Here is a 20406-nt window from a genome sequence, read left to right on the forward strand (position 1 = left end):
GAACGGACGGCGCATGGCTCAGCACAATGAGGTGGAGTTCGAGAAGGAGATCGCCGAATACCTCGGTGCACATGGGTGGGAGTACTCACCCAACGGGCAGGGCTACGACAAGGAACGCGCACTGTTCCGCGAGGACGTGCTTGCCTGGCTTGACGAGACCCAGCCCGAGCAGCTCGCGAAGGTGATCAAGTTCGACTCGAAAGATGTTGTCAAACAGCAGGATCAGCTACTCGACCGGATAGTGAAAGTGCTCGACACGCCGCTGGAGAACAGCGGCGGGACCTTGAATCTGTTGCGTAAGGGGTTCTCTCACCTCTCGGCGAAGTTCGCGATGTGTGTGTTCCGCCCCGAGGCAACTCTGAACGAGAAGCGGAACGCCGACTACGCCGCCGTTCGACTGCGGGTGATGCGTCAGGTCTACTTCTCCACTGCCGATAACCGGTCGGTTGATCTGGTCTTCTTCGTCAACGGGCTCCCTGTCGCGACCGCGGAACTCAAAACCGACTTCACCCAGACCGTGTCCGACGCGATGACCCAATACCGCACCTCACGGCTCCCGAAGGATCCGCAGACGGGAAAAGTACAGCCGCTGTTCGTCTCCGGTGCCCGCGCTCTGGTGCACTTCGCGGTGTCGAACGACGAAGTGTGGATGACCACCAAGCTGGCCGGCGAGAAGACCCACTTCCTGCCGTTCAACCGGGGAGCCGAAGACGGCGGCGCCGGCAACCCAGTCAACACAAACGGCTCACGTTCTGCGTACCTCTGGGAACGCGTACTGCAGCGCGACGCGTGGCTGAACATTCTCGGCCGCCTGATGTACATCAAGCACGAGTCGAACACCGACCCCATCAGCGGCAAGACCACCAAAACGTCGTCGCTACGGTTCCCGCGGTTCCACCAGTGGGAAGCAGTCACCGAACTCACCGCCGCCGTGACATCCGAGGGTGTCGGCCACCGGTACCTCATCCAGCACCCGGCCGGCTCGGGTAAGACCGACTCCATCGCCTGGACCGCGCACCGGATGGCGCGGCTGCAGGTGGAGAACACCAAGGTCTTCGACTCGGTCATCGTCGTCACCGACCGCAACGTCCTCGATGCACAACTACAGGATGCGATCAAACAGATCGACAACGATCAGGGCATCGTCGTCGGCATCGACCGCGACGCAGCCAGCAAGGCCGGCGGGTCAAAATCGGGGATGCTGGCGCAGGCACTCACCGACGGCAAGCTGATCATCGTGGTCACCATCCAGACGTTTCCCTTCGCGATGGAGGAGATCCAAAAAAACAAGGGGCTCAAAGGCAAGGCATTCGCAGTGATCGCCGACGAAGCGCATTCATCGCAGTCGGGCCAGGTCGCCGGCAAACTCAAAGCCGTCCTCACCGCTGATGAGTTGCAGGAAATCGAGGACGGCGGCGAGGTGTCCGTCGAGTCGGTGCTCGCGGCCGAAGCCAGCGAGCGCGCCGCCTCGGCGAACATCTCCTATTTCGCGTTCACCGCGACACCGAAGGGCAAGACACTCGAGCTGTTCGGCCGCAGACCAACCCCCGACGAGGCACCCGCGCCGTTCCACGTCTACACGATGAAACAGGCCATCGCGGAGGGCTACATCCTCGACGTCCTGACCGGATACCACTCCTTCAAGCTCGCCTTTCAGATCGGGCAGAACGCCTCCGTCACCGGCGACGAAGTGGATCAGTCCGAGGCCACGAAGGCCGTGATGAAGTGGGTGAAGCTGAACCCACAGACCATCACACAGAAGGCCGCGATCATCGTCGAGCATTTCCACGCGAACGTGAGCGGCTTGCTCGACGGTCACGCGAAAGCGATGGTCGTCGCCGACTCACGCAAGGCCGCAGTACGTTTCAAGCTTGCGATCGACGGTTACATCGCATCGAAGGGCTATGGGTACGGCACGCTGGCGGCGTTCTCCGGCGCGGTGCAAGATCCCGAGTCCGGCCCCGACGACTTCACCGAAGCCACCATGAACCCGGGCGTGCGTGACCTGCGCAGAGCATTCACCGGCGATCAGTACAAGGTCATGATCGTGGCCAACAAGTTCCAGACCGGTTTCGACCAGCCGCTGCTGTGCGCGATGTATGTCGATCGTCGGCTGTCGGGAGTCACTGCGGTACAGACGCTCTCGCGTCTCAACCGCACTTACCGAACCCCGACGGGCATACCGAAGACCGCGGCGATGACCCAGGTGGTCGACTTCGTCAACGACCCCGCCACCATCCAGGAATCGTTCGAGCCGTACTTCACCGACGCATTCCTCGAAACCGAGACCGACCCGAACCTGGTGCATGACCTCTCGGCAAAGCTGGACACGGCCGCCATCTACACCCAAGCCGAGATCGACGAGTGCGCCAAGCGCTATCTGGAGGGCAAGGGGAACAACGCGCTGTACGGCGCCGTCGACGCAGGTAAGAAGCGGTTCGCCGAGCGGTATCAGGCGGCGCTCATCCACAACGGCGGCGAGGGGGACAAAGCCGCGCTGGCCGAGCTCGACATGTTCCGCAAGGACGTCGGGTCGTTTGTGCGCCTGTATGACTTCATGTCGCAGATCATCGACTACGGCGACCCCGAGCTGGAGAAGAAGCAGATCTATCTGCGCGCACTCGAAGCAGTGATTCGGCCCGACAACTACACCGCACCGATCGACCTGTCGGGGGTGGTGTTGCAGCACGTGAAACAGATCGACCGCGGCCAGGTCGACATCGGATTCGGGACCAGAGTGGGACTCAAAGGGACCACCGCGGCCGGCTCCGGTGAGAAGCGCGACCCGACGATGGTCGCGTTCCAGGTGGTCCTCGATCGGCTCAACGACCTGTTCGGTTCCGAGGACTTCACCGAGAGTCAGAAGGTGTCGTTCATCGAGTCACTCCTGCGGACACTGCTCGACAACGAGTCGCTGATCCAGCAGGCCAAGGTCAACACGCCCAAGCAGTTCACCGAGTCACCCGACTTCGACGACGCTGTCACCGACGCCGTCGCCGACAACCAAGGCGCCCACCAGAAGATGAGTGACTACTTCTTCACCAACAGCCCCGGCCGCGCTCACCTCATCTCCGACATCGCCAAGTGGTTCTATCAGGTCGTCACGAGGGAGAGTGAAAATGCGTAACCGCCAGTACTGGGACGATCTAATGAACGAGGGACGTGGACTTACGCGAGAAGCGGAGGGCGAAGCCCGTGGCCTACGCGTGCCCCGACATCCCGACGACCGTGCGCGAGTTCACGAGGTTGCGCAGCGGTGGCGCGATTCGATCGCGGACAAGCGTCATCGGGAGCGCGATCGCCCTGAGCATCAACTCCAGGACGTCACGACGCGTATCGCAGCCTGCACCCCCATGCCGACAGGGTGATCGGGCCGCGCGGCGAACCCCGGCGCTGAGCCCGAGACTGCGCCCAGCAAACCGAACGGACCGCCAACCGCGTTCCGCGGAACGCGGTTCTGCCATTGTCATAGGGTCCCGATAGGCTGCGTTCAGTTAGAAAATCGCAGTTCACGGGGGTATTTCAGTGTCGGTTACAGCCATTTCTTCAACGTCGTCGGATCTGTTTGATCAGGCAGCGCCCGAAGGGTTGAGTGATCGGGAGTTGACTGATCGGGTGGTTGGGCATGCCACTCAGATCGCGGCGTTGACGGCCCGGTTCCTCGACCTGCTGCGCGTGTTCGATGAGCGGGGGGTGTGGAACGGGGCTGGTATCCGCTCGTGCGCGCACTGGCTGTCCTGGAAAACCGGGTTGTCGTTGCGGACTGCGCAGGATCATCTGCGGATCGCCCACGCCCTGACCGAGCTACCCCTGTTGCATGCCGCGTTCGCGCAGGGTCGCCTGTCGTATTCGAAGATCCGGGCGGTCACCCGGGTCGCCACCCCCGACCGGGAAACCGAACTGGTGAACCTTGCGATCTCGGCGACCGCCGCCCAGGTGGAGCGGGTGGTCCGTTCCATCGCCCACATCGACCGCGCCCAGGATGAGTATGCGGCCGGGCGGGTCGAATCATCGGCCCGGTGGCGGTGGTGCAATGACGGGACCCTGGCGGTGACGATGCGACTGTCCCCGGTCGATGGGGCCCGGTTCCTGGCCGGGGTGGTGCGCAGCGAATACGAACGGACCCGCACCACCGGCGACCCCGATGTCCCCATCCCCACCACCACCGGCGACGACGGCGAGGAGGTGGTGGTGGCGGCGAAACCGGATCTGTGGCGCCATGTTCCCGCCAACATCGCTGATGCGGTGATCGTGATGGCCGATGCCGCCCGCACCGCGATCGCCATGCCGGAGTTCGCGCCCGGCGCCGAAATCGTCATCCACACCGACACCGACAGCCCCACCGATTCCAGCGTGGATGCGCATCTCGATGATGGTCCCGCTCTCACGGCCGCCGAGGTAGATGAAGCATCCTGCGGTGGTTCCACCCGCACCATCGATCACGCAACGCGGACCCGGGCGGGTCGGCGTGGGGTGGCGTTGACGTTCGGGCGTAAACGCCGTCTCCCGACTCATGCTTTGCTGCGGGTGGTGTTCGAACGTGACCGTGGTTGTCGGCATCCGGTGTGTGGCCGTACCCGACATCTACACGCCCATCATGTGCGGTTCTGGCGTGACGGTGGCACCACCGACCCCGACAACCTGATCATGCTGTGTTCCACCCACCACCAGGCACTGCACCACGGGGTGTTCACCATCGCCGCCCACGGTAACCAACAATTCAGTTTCCACCGCCCCGACGGCACCCTCATCGACACCGCACCCACACTCGCGGTGACCGGAGACTGGTTGCCCAACACCACACTTCGTCCCACCGCGATCACACCCATCGAACCCGGACCCCTCGACCTGGCCTACACCATCGAAGTCCTCTACGGCATCTGGGACCACACACCATCACGCCACCCGATCGCCGCCTGACCGCGTTCCGCGGAACGCGGTCAGTTCAGCGCCGGCAGGTGTCGTAGTCCGCGCGGATTCGCTGTTCCAGATCCGCAGCGGCCTTCTCAAAGTCGGTGTCTGCGTGACGGCCATATGTTCGCGGATAGTCGCAGCTTCCTACCGACACCACGCCATCAGCGTCTCGCTCCCAGGTCGCCACCGCTGGGCTGACACTCCAGCTCAGGCGCACCGGATGAGCCCGGTCAGCACCCAGCGACGCGATGACGCCCCGCACATTCGCGTCAGCGACTTCCTGGGTCCCCGCATCGATGGCCAGCTCTGTGATCAAGCCGCCGTCGACGGCAACGGAGGTGACAAGGATTGTCAACGCGCGGATCCGACCCTCCAGTTGCCGTAGTCGCGCCGCCGCCACCGGGGTGGTAACCGTCCAGCGCGGCTGGGCGGCGCGTGCTTTCGGGCTCGCAACAATGCTCCCGCGAGCCGGACCGATTGCCGCTGCCATCGCACCCGCCACGGCACCCGCAGCATCGACCGGATCTGTGGCACCCATGATCTCCACGTCGATACGACCCGACCGCAGAAACACCGTCACGTGATCGGCCGTCACCCGACGCTGCGCGCTGCGGGCCGTCGCCAGAACTGTCGCGGCGTTCTCGGGTGTGAGCTGCTTCTCCGATTCGACGCGAACGCCTGCACCCAGATCGATACTCACGGGGGTGGCGTAGTCATCGAAGTCGTGACCCATCAAGGTGTTCATCCGATGAACCATCGCCACCACCTGGGCGTCGTCGGCGCCGGACATGCCGACATCGATACTCACGGTGTACCCGCTGTCAAAACCGTTGACGTAGGACACATCTGCGCTGCCCACACCAGGAACGCCCCGCAACGCTGACTCCAACTCGGCGGCTTCGGCACTCCGATCCGGCGCGCTACAACCAGCGGTGACGAGCGTGATCGCCGACACGATCAACGCAACCGCGAACACTCGACTTCTCATGCACTCAGCGTCACAGCACTGAGCTGTCGGGCGACAGCGTAGAACTACGTGGCGTCCGGCGGCGGCATGCGGCTATCCATACGAACGCGCGACGAAACGCACACCCTCCGGTGCCTCCAGGCTGAACCCCGAACCCCGCCCGCGGGCCACGTCGAGAACCACCTCGCCCGACTCCCAGCCGTCAGCGAACTCGTCGGCCACCAACACCGTCACCGGCGGCAGGGGGTCGGGCAGCACGATCTCACCGACCGCCACCTCACGGCTACCGGCGTGCAGGGTGCCCACCGCGTGACACATCGGGTCCGACCCGGCGCACGCCCCTCCGGCGTGATGCACCACCAGCGCACCGTGCAACTCGGTGAGCGTGGTCAGCAGGTCGCGCGCCCCGCTGCTGACCAGCACGGTGGGCGCACCCGTCGTGACGACCGGGGCGTGACGGGCGAAGTTCTCCAAAACGGACATCGGCCAATGATGAGCACAGCGGCGTCCATCCGCACATCGAGATTCAGCCGGCCACCTCGGCCCCACGCCGCGGCGGGCATGCATCCAACCAAGTGTTCTCGGCCTCGTTGAACACCCGCGACCGGGACAGGAACCGCACCCCCTCCGGCGCCTCCAGGGAGAACCCGGCCCCACGGCCAGGCACCACGTCGAGGATGAGCTGAGTGTGTTTCCACAGCTCGTACTGGTCGCCTCCAATCCAAACCCGAACGGCCGGAATGGGTTCGGGCAAGTCGATTTCGCCCAGCAGCACGTCTCGCTGGCCGACCCGGTACTCGCCCACCGGGTAACACATGGGAGCAGACCCGTCGCAGCATCCACCGGATTGGTGGATCATGAGACCGCCGTGCAGCTCGGACAGTTTCGTCAACAGCTGCACGGCGGGCTCAGTTGCGACGACTCGTTCTGTAGCAGTCATCACAGTCCTTTTGTGGTGGCAGTCACGCCGAGGGGATCAGAAGAATCCCTTCGCGCTCTGCGCGTAGCCGACCAAGAGGTTCTTGGTCTGCTGGTAGTGATCCAGCATCATCTTGTGGGTCTCACGCCCGATGCCGGACTGCTTGTACCCGCCGAACGCCGCGTGCGCCGGGTAGTCGTGATACGTGTTGGTCCACACTCGCCCGGCCTGGATCTCCCGCCCGGCGCGGTAGGCGGTGGCACCGTCACGCGACCACACCCCGGCACCCAATCCGTACAGGGTGTCGTTGGCGATCGACATCGCCTCGGCGTAGTCGGAGAACGACGTGACCGACAGCACCGGGCCGAAGATCTCCTCCTGGAAGATGCGCATCTTGTTGTTGCCCTCGAACACCGTCGGCTTGATGTAGTAGCCGCCGGCCAGGTCGCCGTCGAGCTGCGCCGCCTCCCCACCGGTCAGCACCTTCGCGCCTTCCTCCCGGCCGATGTTGAGGTAGGACTGGATCTTCTCGAACTGATCGTTGGACGCTTGCGCACCCATCATGGTGTCGGTGTCGAGCGGGTTGCCCTGCTTGATCTGCTCGACCCGCTTGATGGCGTGGTCCATGAACTCGTCGTACATCGACTTCTGCACCAGCGCGCGGCTGGGGCAGGTGCACACCTCGCCCTGGTTGAGGGCGAACATCGAAAACCCTTCCAGCGCCCGGTCGAGGAAACCGTCCTGCGCGGCCATCACGTCGGAGAAGAAGATGTTCGGGCTCTTGCCGCCCAGCTCCAGGGTGACCGGGATGATGTTCTCCGAGGCGTACTGCATGATCAGGCGCCCGGTGGTGGTCTCACCGGTGAACGCGATCTTGCGGATCCGGTTCGACGAGGCCAGCGGCTTGCCCGCCTCCACACCGAAGCCGTTGACGATGTTGATGACTCCCGGGGGCAGCAGGTCCTCGATCAGGCTCATCACGTAGAGGATGGACACCGGGGTCTGCTCGGCCGGCTTGAGCACCACCGCGTTGCCGGCGGCGATGGCGGGCGCCAACTTCCAAATGGCCATCAGGATGGGGAAGTTCCACGGGATGATCTGACCGACCACACCCAGTGGCTCGTGGAAGTGGTAGGCGACGGTGTCCTCGTCCACCTCAGAGATCGAACCCTCTTGTGCGCGAAGGGCTCCCGCGAAGTAGCGGAGGTGATCGATCGCCAACGGGATGTCGGCGGCCAACGTCTCGCGCACCGCCTTGCCGTTCTCCCACGCCTCGGCGACGGCGATCTTCTCCAGGTTCTGCTCGAGCCGGTCGGCGATGCGCAGCAGCGTCAGCGACCGCTCCGCCACGGGCGTCTTGCCCCACGCGGGCGCGGCGGCGTGCGCGGCATCGAGAGCGAGGTCGATGTCCTCGGCGGTCGAACGAGCCACCTCGCAGAAGGTCTTACCGTTGACCGGCGAGGGGTTCTCGAAGTATTGGCCCTTGACCGGCGGCACCCACTTGCCGCCGATCCAGTTGTCGTAGCGCGATTCGAAGTTCATGATCGCGCCGTCGGTACCGGGTTGTGCGAACACGGGCATCGTGTGGACCTCCATGTGAGGGGTTGTGATGTACACCACAAACGTACGCCGCATCACGTTGCAAGGCCGTTGCATCTGGCGCGGGCGGGATGCCGTGATCGCGAGCTACGGTGGAGCCATGTCCACATCAGCAGTGACCACCATCGACGCCGGCCCGCAGATCGTTGCCCGTCAGGTCCAGGTGAACGCCCCCGCCTCAGAGATCTTCGCTCTGGTGGCCGACCCGCATCGCCACCACGAGCTCGATGGCTCGGGCACTGTCCAGGCCAAGGTGACCGGTCCCCGGCAACTGACCAAGGGCGACAAGTTCAGCGTCGCCATGAAGATGTTCGGCCTGCCCTACAAGATCACCTCGACAGCCACCCAGATCGAGCCGAACCGGGTGGTCGAGTGGCAGCACCCGATGGGCCACCGGTGGCGCTGGGAGCTCGACGAGCGCACCCCCGGCGTCACCACCGTGACCGAGTCGTTCAACTACTCCACGTCCAAGGGCCCCAAGGTGCTCGAATTGCTGGGGATGCCCAAGGCCAACGCCGGCGGCATCACCAAGACGTTGCAGAAGCTGGCTGAGCGCTTCGCGTGACCGGACAGCTCACCGCAGCCGGGTGAGCTGACGCGCTCGCACAACAGCTGGGTTTCCTTGCGCTCATAGCTCGTCGGGTGCGAAGCCCTTCTCCTTGAACCACTCCAGTGAGGGCAGCTCGGTCGAGTCGGCGTCGAAGAGATCCATGCGACGTCCGATGAGCCACAGCGCACCCTCCATGCGCTCTTGTTCCTCGTGGGAGAACAGGTTTCGATCCTCGACCACTGCAGCCACCACGTGGGCGGCGGCGAACATCATCAGGAAGACCGTGGTGATCATGTATGCGGCTGCGGCGATGCGGCCCAGCCCCGTCACCGGGAACTGGTCGCCGTAGCCGGTGGTCGACCAGGTGACCACGCCCCACCAGAGACTGTCACCGTAGGACTTGTCCTCGGCCACCCAGTAGATGAACGTGGCCATCAGGTAAGTCCCCAGGATGAGACAGAACACCGGCCCGGTGCGGTTGAGTGCGGCGCGTGCACTGCTCAGGATGACGTGGTCCCTCACCGAAATTCTCCTCGTTGTCGGCAGCTGACGTGCCTCACGAGTGTACGAAAGCAGTGCCGGGATCAGGCTCGGATACGCGCCGCCCCGAGATGTAGATCGTCATAGGTGACCGTCCCGCCCCGATAGGTTCCCGACGGGAACAGTTGCTGCAGAGCGGGACTGCCGCTGGTTTCCACGGTGACCCGAGCCCCGGCCATGCTCAGCTTCAGTTCCGGCAGCCGCTCGATGGCCGCCAGTCCGCGGCGACCGTCCCCGTCGACCTGCTCGATCCCCACCAGGGCCGAGGCCAGTGCGGCGACAGGGCCGAACCCGGCGACGGCGGGGATACGGATCGGCCTGGCGGCGGATGCAGGCCCGGTGGTCATCGACACCGACCAGTCGGGTCCGGTTGCGGTAAAGGTGGATTCGGCATCCGGGTCACCGGTGAAGGTGGCCAACGTCTTGGGCAGCGACCAATTCTCGCGGCCACCTCGAGTGGTGGCCGCCGAGTCGACCGGGAGGAACGGGATGTGGACCCGCACCAGCCCGTAGCGCAGGTAGACGATGGCGGCACCCAACTCGTTGTAGGTGCCCACCGGGGTGTGGCTGTAGCGCACGGCAAAACCCATGCGCCGCAACGGGATGGCTCCCGAGCGCACAGAAGGCGGCAACAGCGAGCGATCGGAGCGGTGCGCTTTGGCGGCCCAGTGGACACCCCGGCCGGCCAACCGCCACGGCGCGGGCGACCCGGTGGCCGGCAGCTGCGCATCCATCTCCGGGGAGAGCTGCGCCTCGGGCACGGTGACCGGTAGCCGCCGCCACCGCAACTCCGACGTCGTGTTTGTCATTGGCACAGACTAACAGGATCGTCTCATTGAGCGGTACGTGCTGATCAAAGCCCTAATCGGCGGTCCAACAGCTGCACCCGGGCGGCGGCGCGCGCACCCTCGGGATGCTGCGGCCCCAGCATCGACCCCAACAGCGACCAGGCGGCGGCGTCATCGCGACCGTGTGCACACGCCGTCCAGGCCTGCAATGCCGCTCGATCCGCACCGGCCACCACCGCCGAACGCAGATCGGCCAGCACTTCTTCGAACAACTCGACCACCCCGGGCGCGTGCGAATCGGCCAGCAATCCACCCCGACCCACCACCTCGATCGCCCCGACCACGTCGCCACCGCGAGCGCGTTCGATCGCCTCGGCCACATCGGTCTCGACCGTGAACCCCAATCGATACGGCCGCGACAGCACCGCCTCGGCGCCCAGATCTCTTCGTAGCCGCGAGATCTCCGCGCGCACGGTCACCGCGTCCACCCCGTCGTCGGACAGGGCCAGGGCCAGTTCGTCGGTGCCGAGTCCGTGCGGGTGCGCCGAGAGCAGCAGCAAGATCTCGCCGTGGCGTGGACTGAGCCGACGCACCGATCCATCCGCGGCGATGAACTGCGGGCCGGTGGCCGACAGCACCTCCAGGCGTGGCGTGGCACTACGCGCCAGGCAGCCGAGATCGATTCCGCCGTAACGGATCTGCATCTCCAGAGCCGCCACCACCGACCGCACGGTGGCCAGCGCGAAGGGCTCGGCGACCGCCCGGCCACCGGTCACGTCCAACACACCGATGACATGCCCGGTCACCGGATCGTGCACCGGGGCTGCTGCACAACTCCACTCCTGAACCGGTTCGGCGAAGTGTTCGGCGCCCACGATCTGCACGCTGCGATCCATCCGCAGCGCCAACCCGGGAGCGTTGGTGCCCGCCACCTCCTCCGACCACAGGGCTCCTTCGACGAAGTCGATGGCCGCAGCCCGGTCCCGGGCCTGCCGGTCGCCTTCGAGCCACAGCAGCCGGCCCACCTCGTCGGTCAGCGCCACCACCACACCGGCGTCGGCCACATCGTCGAGCAGCAACGACTGCACCAGGGGGCGCATCGCGGTCATCGGGTGTGCTGCGCGGTAGTCGGCGAAGTCGGCCGGGGTCATCTCGGCCACTGCCGGTGAGCGTGGGTTGACCCCACGATGCAGCGACCGCATCCACGAGTCGCGGACCACCGACCGAACGACATCGTTGGCCGGACGCCCGTCACGGAAGTCCTCGTACGCGGTTCTGATACGCGCGTCCCACAGTGCAGATCCGGGTACCGGTCCGACGGACGGTGTCATCGCTCCCCTACTGCTGACGGTCAGTTGTGGCGTGCACCACATTGTGCCATGCGGCAACGGCTGTGATCAGACCGTTCCCCGGGTGACCATCGCGTCGGCCACGTCGGTGGAGACCGCACCCACTCGTCGCAGGAAACGGGCGATACGGGGCATCACCTCGGGCTCGCGGTGCACCGCAGCGTGGATCAGCCACCGCGCTGCCTCTGCCGAGGTCAACGCCGGCGCCTCGGTGTACTCGGCGGTCGGGGAGATCATCGGAGTGCGCACCAACGGGAAATAGACTGTGCTGACCGCGATTCCGGTGCCACGTAAGTCAGCGGCGATGCTGCGACCGAAGACGGTCAGCGCCGCCTTGGACCCGGCGTACGCCGAGAACCGCGGCATGGTGCCCATCGGGATGCCCCAGGTGGAGACGTTGATGAAGTGTCCGCTGCCGCGTGAACGCATCCCGTCGAGGAACCCGAGGGTGAGTTGCACCGGCCCGAAATAGTTGACCGCCATGGTCCGCTCGTAGTCGTGCAGTCGATCGGTCGAATCCAGAACGCTGCGCCGGATGGACCGTCCGGCGTTGTTGATGACGATGTCGGGCACCCCATGTTCGGACTGCACGTGCTCGACGAGGCGGGCCACGTCGTCGCGGTCGGACAGGTCGGCGGGCGTGGGGTGGGCCAGGCCTCCGGACCCGTGGATGCGGTGGGCCACCAGGGCCAGCTCGTCCTCGCGGCGGGCCACCAGGATCACGTTGGCGCCGTGGCCGGCGAACAGTTCGGCCGCATCGGCTCCGATCCCCGACGATGCGCCGGTGATGAGGACGGTCGTGCCCCGAAGGTCGTCGGCGGAACGACCAGACAGCGGGCTCAGGTCTGCGGTGGTTCTGGGACGCTGCATGGCGGTGCGCACCACACGGTGCGCGAACGCGGTCACTGGATCAGACATGCTTCGACGGTAGTTGACCCCGATGGCCGGGCCGATCGGCCCGGGCACACTGGTGGGATGAAGACGATCCTGAACATCATCTGGTTGGTGCTGGCCGGTTTCTGGCTGGCGCTGGGCTACTTTCTGGCCGGACTCATCTGTTTCATCCTCATCGTCACCATCCCCTTCGGCATCGCGTCGTTCCGCGTGGGCATGTACGCGCTGTGGCCGTTCGGCCGCACGGTGGTGCGCGATCCCAGTGCAGGCACCCCGTCGCTGATCGGCAACGTGATCTGGGTGGTGGTCGCCGGGTGGTGGCTGGCTTTGGGACACATCACCAGCGGTATCGCCCTGTGCCTGACGATCATCGGGATCCCGTTGGGCATCGCCAACTTCAAGATGATCCCGGTCTCGCTGCTGCCGCTGGGTGCCCGGATCGTCGACTCAGATCAGCGCCTACCCGCCTACGTGGCGCGCTGATAGCCACACCGCGTCAACGAAGTTCGAGCGGAACCTGCTCGTGGGCGAACACCTCGACGATGCGCTCGAGCACGTCGTCGTCGGCACGCGCCAGACGGGCACGGGCCGTGGCACTCTCACGCCACTCGAAGACGAACGGCCGATCCTCTGGCGTGCCGAAGCCACCACGCAGACAGTCGGCGAGGGCATCGAGATTCGACCCGAAATACCCGCCCGGACCGTTGACCGCCCGACCGATCTCGGCGTAGAAGTCGGCGAGGTCGTGGATCACCGACCCGTCGAGCTGGTAGCGGACCGGTTCAGTCGATTCGGGCGGGTTCGGGTCGGGGCTCATGCGTCGACTATCTCGCAGAAGGTCGAGTAGTGATCACCGGTGTAGTAGAAGTGCGGCGGATTGGTCAGCGGGATGCCCCCGGTGACCACGCGCCGCGCTCCACGGGTGGACGCGCCCGGGGTGATCACCGTGTACTCGTGGTAGTAGCCCGATGAGGCTTTGGGCAGCACGCCCTCGAAGTTGGAGAAGACCACGCCGTCGTTGCGCGGGTACGGGAACGGCCCACCCTGGTGGATGAGGTCGACGGTGTCGGTGGCCTGCGCAGGGAGGTTCGACAGGTAGCAGGTGCCGATGGCGGCGTTGGCCGAGGCCGGGGTGAGCATCGCTACGGAGGCAGCAGCAAGCAGTGCGGCCGCGAGCCCCACGGTGCGGGTGCGACGGACGGGGCGGCGTGAGCTGTGAGTGGTTAGCATGCGCAAGAGTATTCCCGACCATCTGAACGCGCGCAGCGCATCGAGATGAACGTCAGATGACGAATCTCAATGCGCTGCTTCGCGTCCCGCACTCGGGGCCGCGGCGGTGACGATGACCTGCACTCAGTAGAACCGGAACAGTCCATCGGGGCTGATCGGGTCCTCGCGAACCGTCCGGAAGATGATGCCGGTGGTGCAGTCCGGCGAGGTGAACAGGGCCACCGACACCACTCGGCCGGAGTAGGCGTCAAGGCCGAGGTCGGAAACGCCCGCGGGCCCCGGGCGGTTCTCGTAGCACGCTGTGAGGTCGTCACCGGCAAAATCGGAACGAGCCACGTAATAGCTGCTGTAGGCGACCGGGGTGTCGACACGAATCGGGATCCGGGTGTCGGCCTGTGCCGCGCCCGGAGTGACAAATCCTGCGACGAGCGCTGCCGCAGCACTGCCGAGCATGATTCTTGCGGTGTTCTTCACTGTTGACCTCCTCGGTAGACAGGCACCGGCGTTTGCTGTGCCTGCCCTACGTTCTACCGCTCCCCGCGCCTAGCGGCCACGCCGCTATAGAACCGTAACCGTTTGCGGCACTCCATATTTCGGTCATTCCGCCCGTACGGGACCGCGCTTCGGAAAAGACCGCCTACCGCAGGGATCGCACTGCATCGATGGTGTCGGCCTGCGCGGCGGTCTTGTCCGGTCGGTAGCGCACCACCCGCGCAAAGCGCAGCGCCACCCCACCCGGGTACCGGGTCGAGGTCTGTACTCCGTCGAGTTCGATCTCCACGACGATCTCCGGACGCAGATACACCGTGTGTGCGTCGCGATGTGACTCGTGGCGAACGAACTCCTCGGTCTGCCACCGCAACAGCTCGTCGGTCAGACCTTTGAAGGTCTTGCCCACCATGATCGGTGCGCCGCCGTCGGGGTCGCGCGCACCCAGATGCAGGTTGGACAACCAGCCGGTGCGCCGTCCGTAACCCCATTCCGCGGCGATGACCACCAGGTCCAGGGTGTGTTCGGGTTTGATCTTCAACCAGCTCTTGCCGCGGCGCCCGGCCGCGTAGGTGGAGTCGAGCGCCTTGACCATCACCCCCTCGTGTCCGTCGGCGATGGCGGCATCGAAATGTGCCTGTGCAGCAACGGTATCGGGACACATCAGGGCCGGGATGCGATGGTCTCCGACCACCGACTCCAGCGCCTGCAGTCGACGCGACAGCGGCTCGTCGAGCAGGTCCATGCCGTCGAGATGCAGACAGTCGAAGAAGAACGGCGTCAGCAGCAGCTCACCCGACGCCGACCCGAACCGGCTCATCGTCTCCTGGAACGGACGTGGGCGCCCGGAGTCGTTGAGCGCCAACGTCTCTCCGTCGAGGATGATCGACCTGCAGGGCAGGGCAAGCACCAACTCGACCAGCTCGGGCACCGAGGCGGTGATGTCACGCAGCGTGCGGGTGACCACCAGGACCTCGCGGCCGTCGCGGTGCACCTGGATGCGAGCACCATCGAGCTTGTACTCCACCGACACCTGCGGCCCCAGGGCGGCGAGCGCTGCGGAGAGCGATTCCCCCGGCGAAGCCAACATCGGTCGCACCGGCCGTCCTACGGTGAGCCCGATCTGCGCCACCGCCGCCGCGCCGTCGGTGATGGCGATACGGGCGACGGCAGGCAGATCGCCGGACAGCATGGCCGCGCGCCGAATCGTGGGCGCAGGCAGGTCTGCGGCGCGGGCGATCGCGTCGGCGGCCAGACCCTCCAGCGAGCCCTGGCGCAGTTCACCGGTCAACATCCGCACCAGCAGATCCTGTTCCTCGGCGGTGGCCGCGCCCAGCAGCTCGGAGAGCGCGGCCGCGCGGCGGGCGGTCGAACCGGTGCCACTGATCCCGGCCAGCTCCGTCAGCGCCGCTTCCACATCGGCCACCGTCAGCGCGGCCTCGGGGGCCGGCTCGGGCCGCGAGGCGACCAGGGTCTTCCAGCCCACGCCCAGGCGCCCCTGCCGCAACTCACCGGCCAGCCAGGCGACCACCGGCTCGATCTCGGGCCCCTGCGCCGATCGGATCAGCTCGGCGAACGTGTCGATCTTCGCGGTACGGGCTCGCGTCGAGGCAATCTGACGCGACGCCTCGATCACGCGGGTGAACAGCACCGATACCGGTGGTTCAGAACGTGAAATGGGGCACCGGGACGGCGAATCCGCCCCGGTCGACGCTGATGGCCTGGTTGGTCTCGCTCATGCCGTCGGTACGCACCAGCAGGCGGCCGTCGGCAGTCTGCACGATGACGGTGACCTGGCCGTCGGCTCCGTGCAGTTCGATCGTCTGGTCGCCGGAACCGTCGACAGCAACACTCTGTCGCGGGTACCGATCGGTACCGAAGGTGGGGAACGATGGCCGCATGTGAGAAGCTCCGTGGATGTTTGCTATGGCACAGGTCTACGTCGCCAGGGCGGGCGACGCGTTCAGCCTAGGTTTTCGATCAGAAGGCGACTATAGCCGCTGGTGGTCGAAAGTGACGTAGTCCGAGAACATGAATCTTTGAGACGAACCCGACAACCTGGAGTCCACGAGCATGACGCGCACGACGTTCACCCTGATCAGCACCGTGATCGCAGCAGCCGCCCTGATGGTCCTCGGGCCACCCGTCAGCGCAGCCCAAGCCGCTCCGGCGTCGACTGCGACCGGATCGGGTTGTGCGCCGGTGGCGATCGTCGCGCTGCGCGGGTCGGGAGAGAACGGCCCCGGAGTCATCATCCCGCGTCGCTACACACCGACCGTGGCGACAGCAGGCTGGGAGGGGACCATCGCGTCGCGGCTGCTGAGCGAGTTCTACCGAAGCACTCCCACCGCGGCGGGCACACCGATCGTGCAGGTGCCGGGCGGTCCCGGCGGTTACCCGGCCGTCAAGGTCTCACTCGTCGACGACGTGGTGACCGAACCGCTGCAGGCCAATCCGCTGTACCGGTCGGCGCAGGCCGGCGTGCGTCGAGCGTTGGCGGAGATGGCTCGATTCCGGGCTGCCCGACCCGATTGCGCGTCCACTCGATTCGTGCTGATCGGACACTCACAGGGGGCGATGGTGGCACGCGGGGTGGCGCTGGCCGCCCCGGAGCAGGTGGCCGGTCTCCTGCTCTACGGCGATCCGTTCCAATTGCCCGGCCGGGCCACCACCGCCGGGCCGGGACGATTCGGCACCGGCGCTTTGCGACTGCGCTACGGCGGTCAGGCCCCACTGATCGACCGCTTCTACCGGCTGCGGGTGCCGCTGCGGGAGGTGTGCCACCGCGACGATGCGGTGTGTGGCGTGACGCCGCTGGGGATCGCGCTGAGCATCAAGGGCTATCCGGGGCCGCACGACACCTACGCCCAGGGTGATACGGCTGCGGCCCGCGCAGAACGAGCCGCCGATGTCGCCTTCCTGCGGTCTGTGGTGCTCGGCTAGGTCTGAGTTCCTGAGCTAGGTCTGTGCTGCTGGCCTGGAGATGACGTCAGCGTCGGATCGGCTCAGTGTGGCCGGCGGGGCGGACAGCGATCGCATGTCCGGACTGGTTCATCCCAGCCGTACGTACCTCGATGGTGCCGTCCGGGAACTGGATGAGCGTGACCGTAGAGCCGTCGGAGCCTTGGACCTGTATCTCGACCGCGCCGGATGAGCGGTCGAAATCAACCCCGTGAGCGGTTGTCGTCGTCTCGATGGTCATCGTGGTGAAACCCCTGTCGAAGTGTTGGCCCCTTGGCGCTGTTCCATGTGTCAATTCGTTGACACCCGCCGCGCAGATGGCTGCGATCTCCGATCCATGCCAAACGCCGGGCCCCTGGCGGGACCCGGCGCTGGTTGAGAAGGGGGCTTGTCGTCAGCCGGGGATGCCGAAGGCCGGGTTGGCGGTCAAGCACAGGGCGCGGGCGTTGGGCGCCGAGGTGGGGATGAAGAGCCCGACGAGCGACCCGCCGTTGTTGGTGGGCACGTAGAAGCTGCCGTTCCAATTCTCGTAGTTGAACTGCAGGGTGGCGCGCACACCGTCGGTGACCGGCGAGTAGTCGTAGGTCAGGTTGATGCGAGTCCCGTTGTCGTTGTTCGCGTTTCGATAGCAGTAGGTCTGACCGGTGGCGGCCGATGCACTACCCGCGCCGATCGCTAACACACCCGCGATGGCAGCGGTGACCGAGACGACGGCGGCGGTGATTCGTGAAATCTTCATGGCGACAGGTCCTTTCGGGGGGCGATTGCGAACCCGACGCTACTCACGTTCAAGCGATAATCGATCGGCGCTCAACAATCGTTATCGCAGCACCCCGAAGTGTGACTTTCGGGCGCTGAGCCGTTACGCAACAGTGCGTTTGGACTTCGCAATACCCCCGAACCGGGCGCTGGGTGCCCGGTCACGAGCGCGCGTCACGCGCACCAGTTGCCTGCTCGACAACGTGGCACTGCTCCCGCCCTGCCCTCGCCGGGCCTGATGGTCCAATGCCGCCACCACACCCATGTGCGGGACCGTCAGCGCCAACAGCACCACCAGGGCCGTGCCGAGCGCCGCGGTGGGGTCGGCCGCACGGTCGATCAACACGGCCACGATCAGCATGAAGACCACTGCCGCCGCTGTGGGTGCGGCCGCCCATCGCAGCAACGCCCGCAGCGCGGATCGGGTGTCACCGGCCTGCACGCGGGTGCGCAGCGATGGATGCTCGAGCAACAGCCGAGACAGGTGGCGGACCGAGTGCCAGCCGCCGAACCACACCGCGAACGCCACCAGAGGTGGGGCCAGGGCACCGAGCGCGGCGATCAGCGCGACGTCCACGATCAGCCCGCGATGGTGTCGGCGGGCGGCGATCACCACCGTGGCGAGCGCGGCCGCGGCCCAGAGCAGTGCGCACGCCCACCGCACCCACGGTTGGGACAGGAAGGTGTCCAGGCCGGGGCTGATGGCGTGGGCCACCTCGGCGAAGGACGACGGGTAGCGCGCCATCGGGAGCAGCAGCGCTCCGCAACCGGCCACCCCCACCAGCGCGGTCTCCCAGCGTGTCACGCCCGGCCCGAACGCGGCCCGCGCCATCTGCGCCTCGCCGGCGGCGAAGTGCAGCAGGCTCAGCACCAGCGCTGCCACCACGGCCGGCCACCCGATCAGGGTCATCACCGCCCAGGCGACACCAGCACAACATCCATAGGCCAGCGCGGCCACCGACGGGCGGAGACCGAACAGATGCGCGGCCATCTGGTGGTCGATGGCCCCATGCGGGAGTCCGGCGGCGAGCCCGCCGACGACGAGGACCACTGCGACAACCGATCCCGCGGCGCCACCGATCAGGGCCGAACCACCGCCCACGACGACCGCGGCGACGGCACAGGCTCGGGACACACTGATTGCGGTTTGTCTCACCACTCCAGTGTCGACCTGTGCACATCGAGAGGGCGATTTTGCTTGGTAACGTTTCGGGGGATCAACAGTAAATTAGGGTGACCATAGATCACGATTGCGGTTCTTTGTGGCGATCTAACGACTTTTTACGAAATCGGGTCCAAGCTTGGGTGACCGACTGAAGAAAATGGCCGGCGTCATAGACGGGTTCGGCCTGCGCGTAGCCAACCGTCTCCACGTTTGACGGAGGTATCTCGTGATCCCCGATTCACTCACCCAAGGACAATTCGACTCTGTGTACAACGTGCTGTCGCTTGCGATCGCAGCACAGCTGTTCACCGCGATCTTCTTGATCGCCGCGCAAAAGCGTGTCCTCCCCCGCTACCGGCAGGCGCTCATCGTCTCCTCGATCGTCTGTGGCATCGCGGCGTACCACTACTTCCGCATCTTCGCGTCCTTCAAGCTCGCGTTCGTGACCGACTCCGTCGGCGGCAAGGGCACGTATGTCCAGGCCAAGGGCGAGTCTTTCAACGAGGGCTACCGCTACGTCGACTGGCTGCTCACCGTTCCTCTGCTGCTCCTCGAGCTGATCGTTGTGCTGGCGCTGGCTCGCAAGCTGCAGAAGTCGCTGCTGTTCCGCTTGATCCCGGCCTCGGCAGCGATGATCGCGCTGGGCTACCCGGGTGAGATCAGCCACGACGACACCACTCGCCTGATCTGGGGCACGCTGTCGACCATCCCGTTCCTCTACATCCTCTACGTGCTGTTCATCGAGCTGACCAAGTCGCTCGACCACCAGCCCCCCGAGGTCCGCTTGATCGTGTCGCGGATGCGCATTCTGCTGTTCGCCACCTGGGGCGTGTACCCGATCGCCTACCTCATCCCGGTGTTCGGTCTCGACGGTGGCGATGCCTGGGTGGGCAAGCAGGTCGGGTACTCGGTGGCCGACATCCTGGCCAAGTGCCTCTACGGCCTGCTGATCTACCGCATCGCACGCCTCAAGTCCTTCGCCGACGATCCCGAGTTCGCGAAGACCGAGGAGCACGACGAAAGCGCGGCACCGGCAAAGGTGTGATCCGCGCAGCTCGATCCCCGCACCGATGGCGCGTCCAGAAAAGTCTGGACGCGCCATCGGCGTTGTGAATTGTTGTCATATTGACGGGGCAATCCGAGAAATTGAACGGTAGTCATTCGCACCTCTGTGTGCCGGTGAAGAAATCGACACAGATGTTCCGCGCCGATCACGGGCGGGTCACGATTGTCGCGTCAGTTGTCGGAGAATCCGACGAGCACGACAAACAGGGTTGCGATC

22 protein-coding genes are annotated in these 20406 nt (G+C 65.7%); 6 read left to right on the forward strand and 16 right to left on the reverse strand.

All coding sequences use genetic code 11. The features are described from left to right. Positions 1-13: 13 nt before the first annotated feature. Entirely contained in the window at positions 14-3127 is a 3114-nt protein-coding gene (locus KIK15_RS13010; RefSeq protein ID WP_214245117.1) for a type I restriction endonuclease subunit R, read from the forward strand. A 488-nt stretch (positions 3128-3615) separates the two neighbouring features. Further along, positions 3616-4920 (forward strand): HNH endonuclease, encoded by a 1305-nt coding sequence (locus tag KIK15_RS13015; protein ID WP_307851878.1) that lies wholly within the window; start codon positions 3616-3618, stop codon positions 4918-4920. A gap of 25 nt (positions 4921-4945) precedes the next feature. Here the strand turns inward: KIK15_RS13015 and KIK15_RS13020 are convergent, their stop codons facing one another. From KIK15_RS13020 to KIK15_RS13035, 4 genes are all read right to left on the reverse strand, one after another. Further along, a complete protein-coding gene (locus tag KIK15_RS13020) occupies positions 4946-5902 on the reverse strand; it encodes a hypothetical protein (RefSeq protein WP_214245121.1) in 957 nt (318 codons plus the stop codon). Positions 5903-5974: 72 nt separating this feature from the next. Further along, positions 5975-6364, reverse strand: coding sequence for a DUF779 domain-containing protein (locus tag KIK15_RS13025; RefSeq protein WP_214245123.1), 390 nt, complete (start codon positions 6362-6364; stop codon positions 5975-5977). Positions 6365-6407: 43 nt separating this feature from the next. Beyond that, complete coding sequence (locus KIK15_RS13030; RefSeq protein WP_214245125.1) at positions 6408-6821, reverse strand: DUF779 domain-containing protein; 414 nt, start codon at positions 6819-6821, stop codon at positions 6408-6410. A 36-nt stretch (positions 6822-6857) separates the two neighbouring features. Further along, positions 6858-8381 carry an aldehyde dehydrogenase family protein gene (locus tag KIK15_RS13035; RefSeq protein ID WP_214245127.1) on the reverse strand — a complete coding sequence of 508 codons (1524 nt, stop codon included), beginning with the start codon at positions 8379-8381 and terminating at the stop codon, positions 6858-6860. A gap of 118 nt (positions 8382-8499) precedes the next feature. Between KIK15_RS13035 and KIK15_RS13040 the strand changes: the two genes are divergently transcribed. Next, positions 8500-8964: an SRPBCC family protein gene (locus KIK15_RS13040; protein ID WP_214245129.1), complete on the forward strand. Its 465-nt coding sequence runs from the start codon at positions 8500-8502 to the stop codon at positions 8962-8964. Positions 8965-9027: 63 nt separating this feature from the next. On the opposite strand, the gene KIK15_RS13045 is transcribed toward KIK15_RS13040, so the two are convergent. The 4 genes from KIK15_RS13045 to KIK15_RS13060 all read right to left on the reverse strand — a co-directional run bounded on the left by KIK15_RS13045 (position 9028) and on the right by KIK15_RS13060 (position 12544). Then, complete coding sequence (locus KIK15_RS13045; RefSeq protein WP_214245131.1) at positions 9028-9471, reverse strand: potassium channel family protein; 444 nt, start codon at positions 9469-9471, stop codon at positions 9028-9030. 62 nt (positions 9472-9533) lie between these two features. Next, positions 9534-10298: an acetoacetate decarboxylase family protein gene (locus KIK15_RS13050; RefSeq protein WP_214245133.1), complete on the reverse strand. Its 765-nt coding sequence runs from the start codon at positions 10296-10298 to the stop codon at positions 9534-9536. A 44-nt stretch (positions 10299-10342) separates the two neighbouring features. Then, positions 10343-11608: a GAF domain-containing protein gene (locus KIK15_RS13055; protein ID WP_214245135.1), complete on the reverse strand. Its 1266-nt coding sequence runs from the start codon at positions 11606-11608 to the stop codon at positions 10343-10345. A 66-nt stretch (positions 11609-11674) separates the two neighbouring features. Further along, positions 11675-12544: an SDR family NAD(P)-dependent oxidoreductase gene (locus KIK15_RS13060; protein WP_214245136.1), complete on the reverse strand. Its 870-nt coding sequence runs from the start codon at positions 12542-12544 to the stop codon at positions 11675-11677. A gap of 57 nt (positions 12545-12601) precedes the next feature. Between KIK15_RS13060 and KIK15_RS13065 the strand changes: the two genes are divergently transcribed. Then, positions 12602-13003: a YccF domain-containing protein gene (locus KIK15_RS13065; RefSeq protein ID WP_214245137.1), complete on the forward strand. Its 402-nt coding sequence runs from the start codon at positions 12602-12604 to the stop codon at positions 13001-13003. A 13-nt stretch (positions 13004-13016) separates the two neighbouring features. Here the strand turns inward: KIK15_RS13065 and KIK15_RS13070 are convergent, their stop codons facing one another. From KIK15_RS13070 to KIK15_RS13090, 5 genes are all read right to left on the reverse strand, one after another. Continuing rightward, the gene (locus KIK15_RS13070) at positions 13017-13337 is read right to left on the reverse strand and encodes a barstar family protein (RefSeq protein WP_214245138.1); all 321 of its coding nucleotides are present in this window, start codon (positions 13335-13337) and stop codon (positions 13017-13019) included. Then, positions 13334-13750: a ribonuclease domain-containing protein gene (locus KIK15_RS13075; protein ID WP_214245139.1), complete on the reverse strand. Its 417-nt coding sequence runs from the start codon at positions 13748-13750 to the stop codon at positions 13334-13336. Before KIK15_RS13075 ends, KIK15_RS13070 begins: the two co-directional genes overlap by 4 nt. A 123-nt stretch (positions 13751-13873) precedes the next feature. Beyond that, complete coding sequence (locus KIK15_RS13080) at positions 13874-14224, reverse strand: hypothetical protein (protein ID WP_214245140.1); 351 nt, start codon at positions 14222-14224, stop codon at positions 13874-13876. A 163-nt stretch (positions 14225-14387) separates the two neighbouring features. Continuing rightward, complete coding sequence (locus tag KIK15_RS13085; RefSeq protein ID WP_214245141.1) at positions 14388-15890, reverse strand: ATP-dependent DNA ligase; 1503 nt, start codon at positions 15888-15890, stop codon at positions 14388-14390. A gap of 13 nt (positions 15891-15903) precedes the next feature. Then, positions 15904-16140, reverse strand: coding sequence for a hypothetical protein (locus KIK15_RS13090; RefSeq protein ID WP_214245142.1), 237 nt, complete (start codon positions 16138-16140; stop codon positions 15904-15906). A gap of 172 nt (positions 16141-16312) precedes the next feature. Between KIK15_RS13090 and KIK15_RS13095 the strand changes: the two genes are divergently transcribed. Next, positions 16313-17182, forward strand: a complete 870-nt coding sequence (locus tag KIK15_RS13095; RefSeq protein WP_214245143.1) for an alpha/beta hydrolase — start codon at positions 16313-16315, stop codon at positions 17180-17182. A gap of 46 nt (positions 17183-17228) precedes the next feature. Here KIK15_RS13095 and KIK15_RS13100 read toward each other — a convergent pair whose 3' ends face one another. From KIK15_RS13100 to KIK15_RS13110, 3 genes are all read right to left on the reverse strand, one after another. After that, positions 17229-17441 carry a hypothetical protein gene (locus KIK15_RS13100; protein ID WP_214245144.1) on the reverse strand — a complete coding sequence of 71 codons (213 nt, stop codon included), beginning with the start codon at positions 17439-17441 and terminating at the stop codon, positions 17229-17231. 153 nt (positions 17442-17594) lie between these two features. Then, on the reverse strand, positions 17595-17939 hold the full coding sequence (locus tag KIK15_RS13105; protein WP_214245145.1) for a hypothetical protein: 345 nt from the start codon (positions 17937-17939) through the stop codon (positions 17595-17597). A gap of 123 nt (positions 17940-18062) precedes the next feature. Next, positions 18063-19115 (reverse strand): Brp/Blh family beta-carotene 15,15'-dioxygenase, encoded by a 1053-nt coding sequence (locus KIK15_RS13110; RefSeq protein ID WP_214245146.1) that lies wholly within the window; start codon positions 19113-19115, stop codon positions 18063-18065. Between the two features lie 235 nt (positions 19116-19350). Here KIK15_RS13110 and KIK15_RS13115 point away from each other — a divergent pair, with 235 nt between their 5' ends. Continuing rightward, on the forward strand, positions 19351-20169 hold the full coding sequence (locus tag KIK15_RS13115) for a bacteriorhodopsin-like (RefSeq protein WP_214245147.1): 819 nt from the start codon (positions 19351-19353) through the stop codon (positions 20167-20169). The last annotated feature ends 237 nt before the right edge of the window (positions 20170-20406 follow it).

The sequence above is a fragment of the Williamsia sp. CHRR-6 genome (genome assembly GCF_018474015.1).
Taxonomy (GTDB): Bacteria; Actinomycetota; Actinomycetes; order Mycobacteriales; family Mycobacteriaceae; genus Williamsia_A.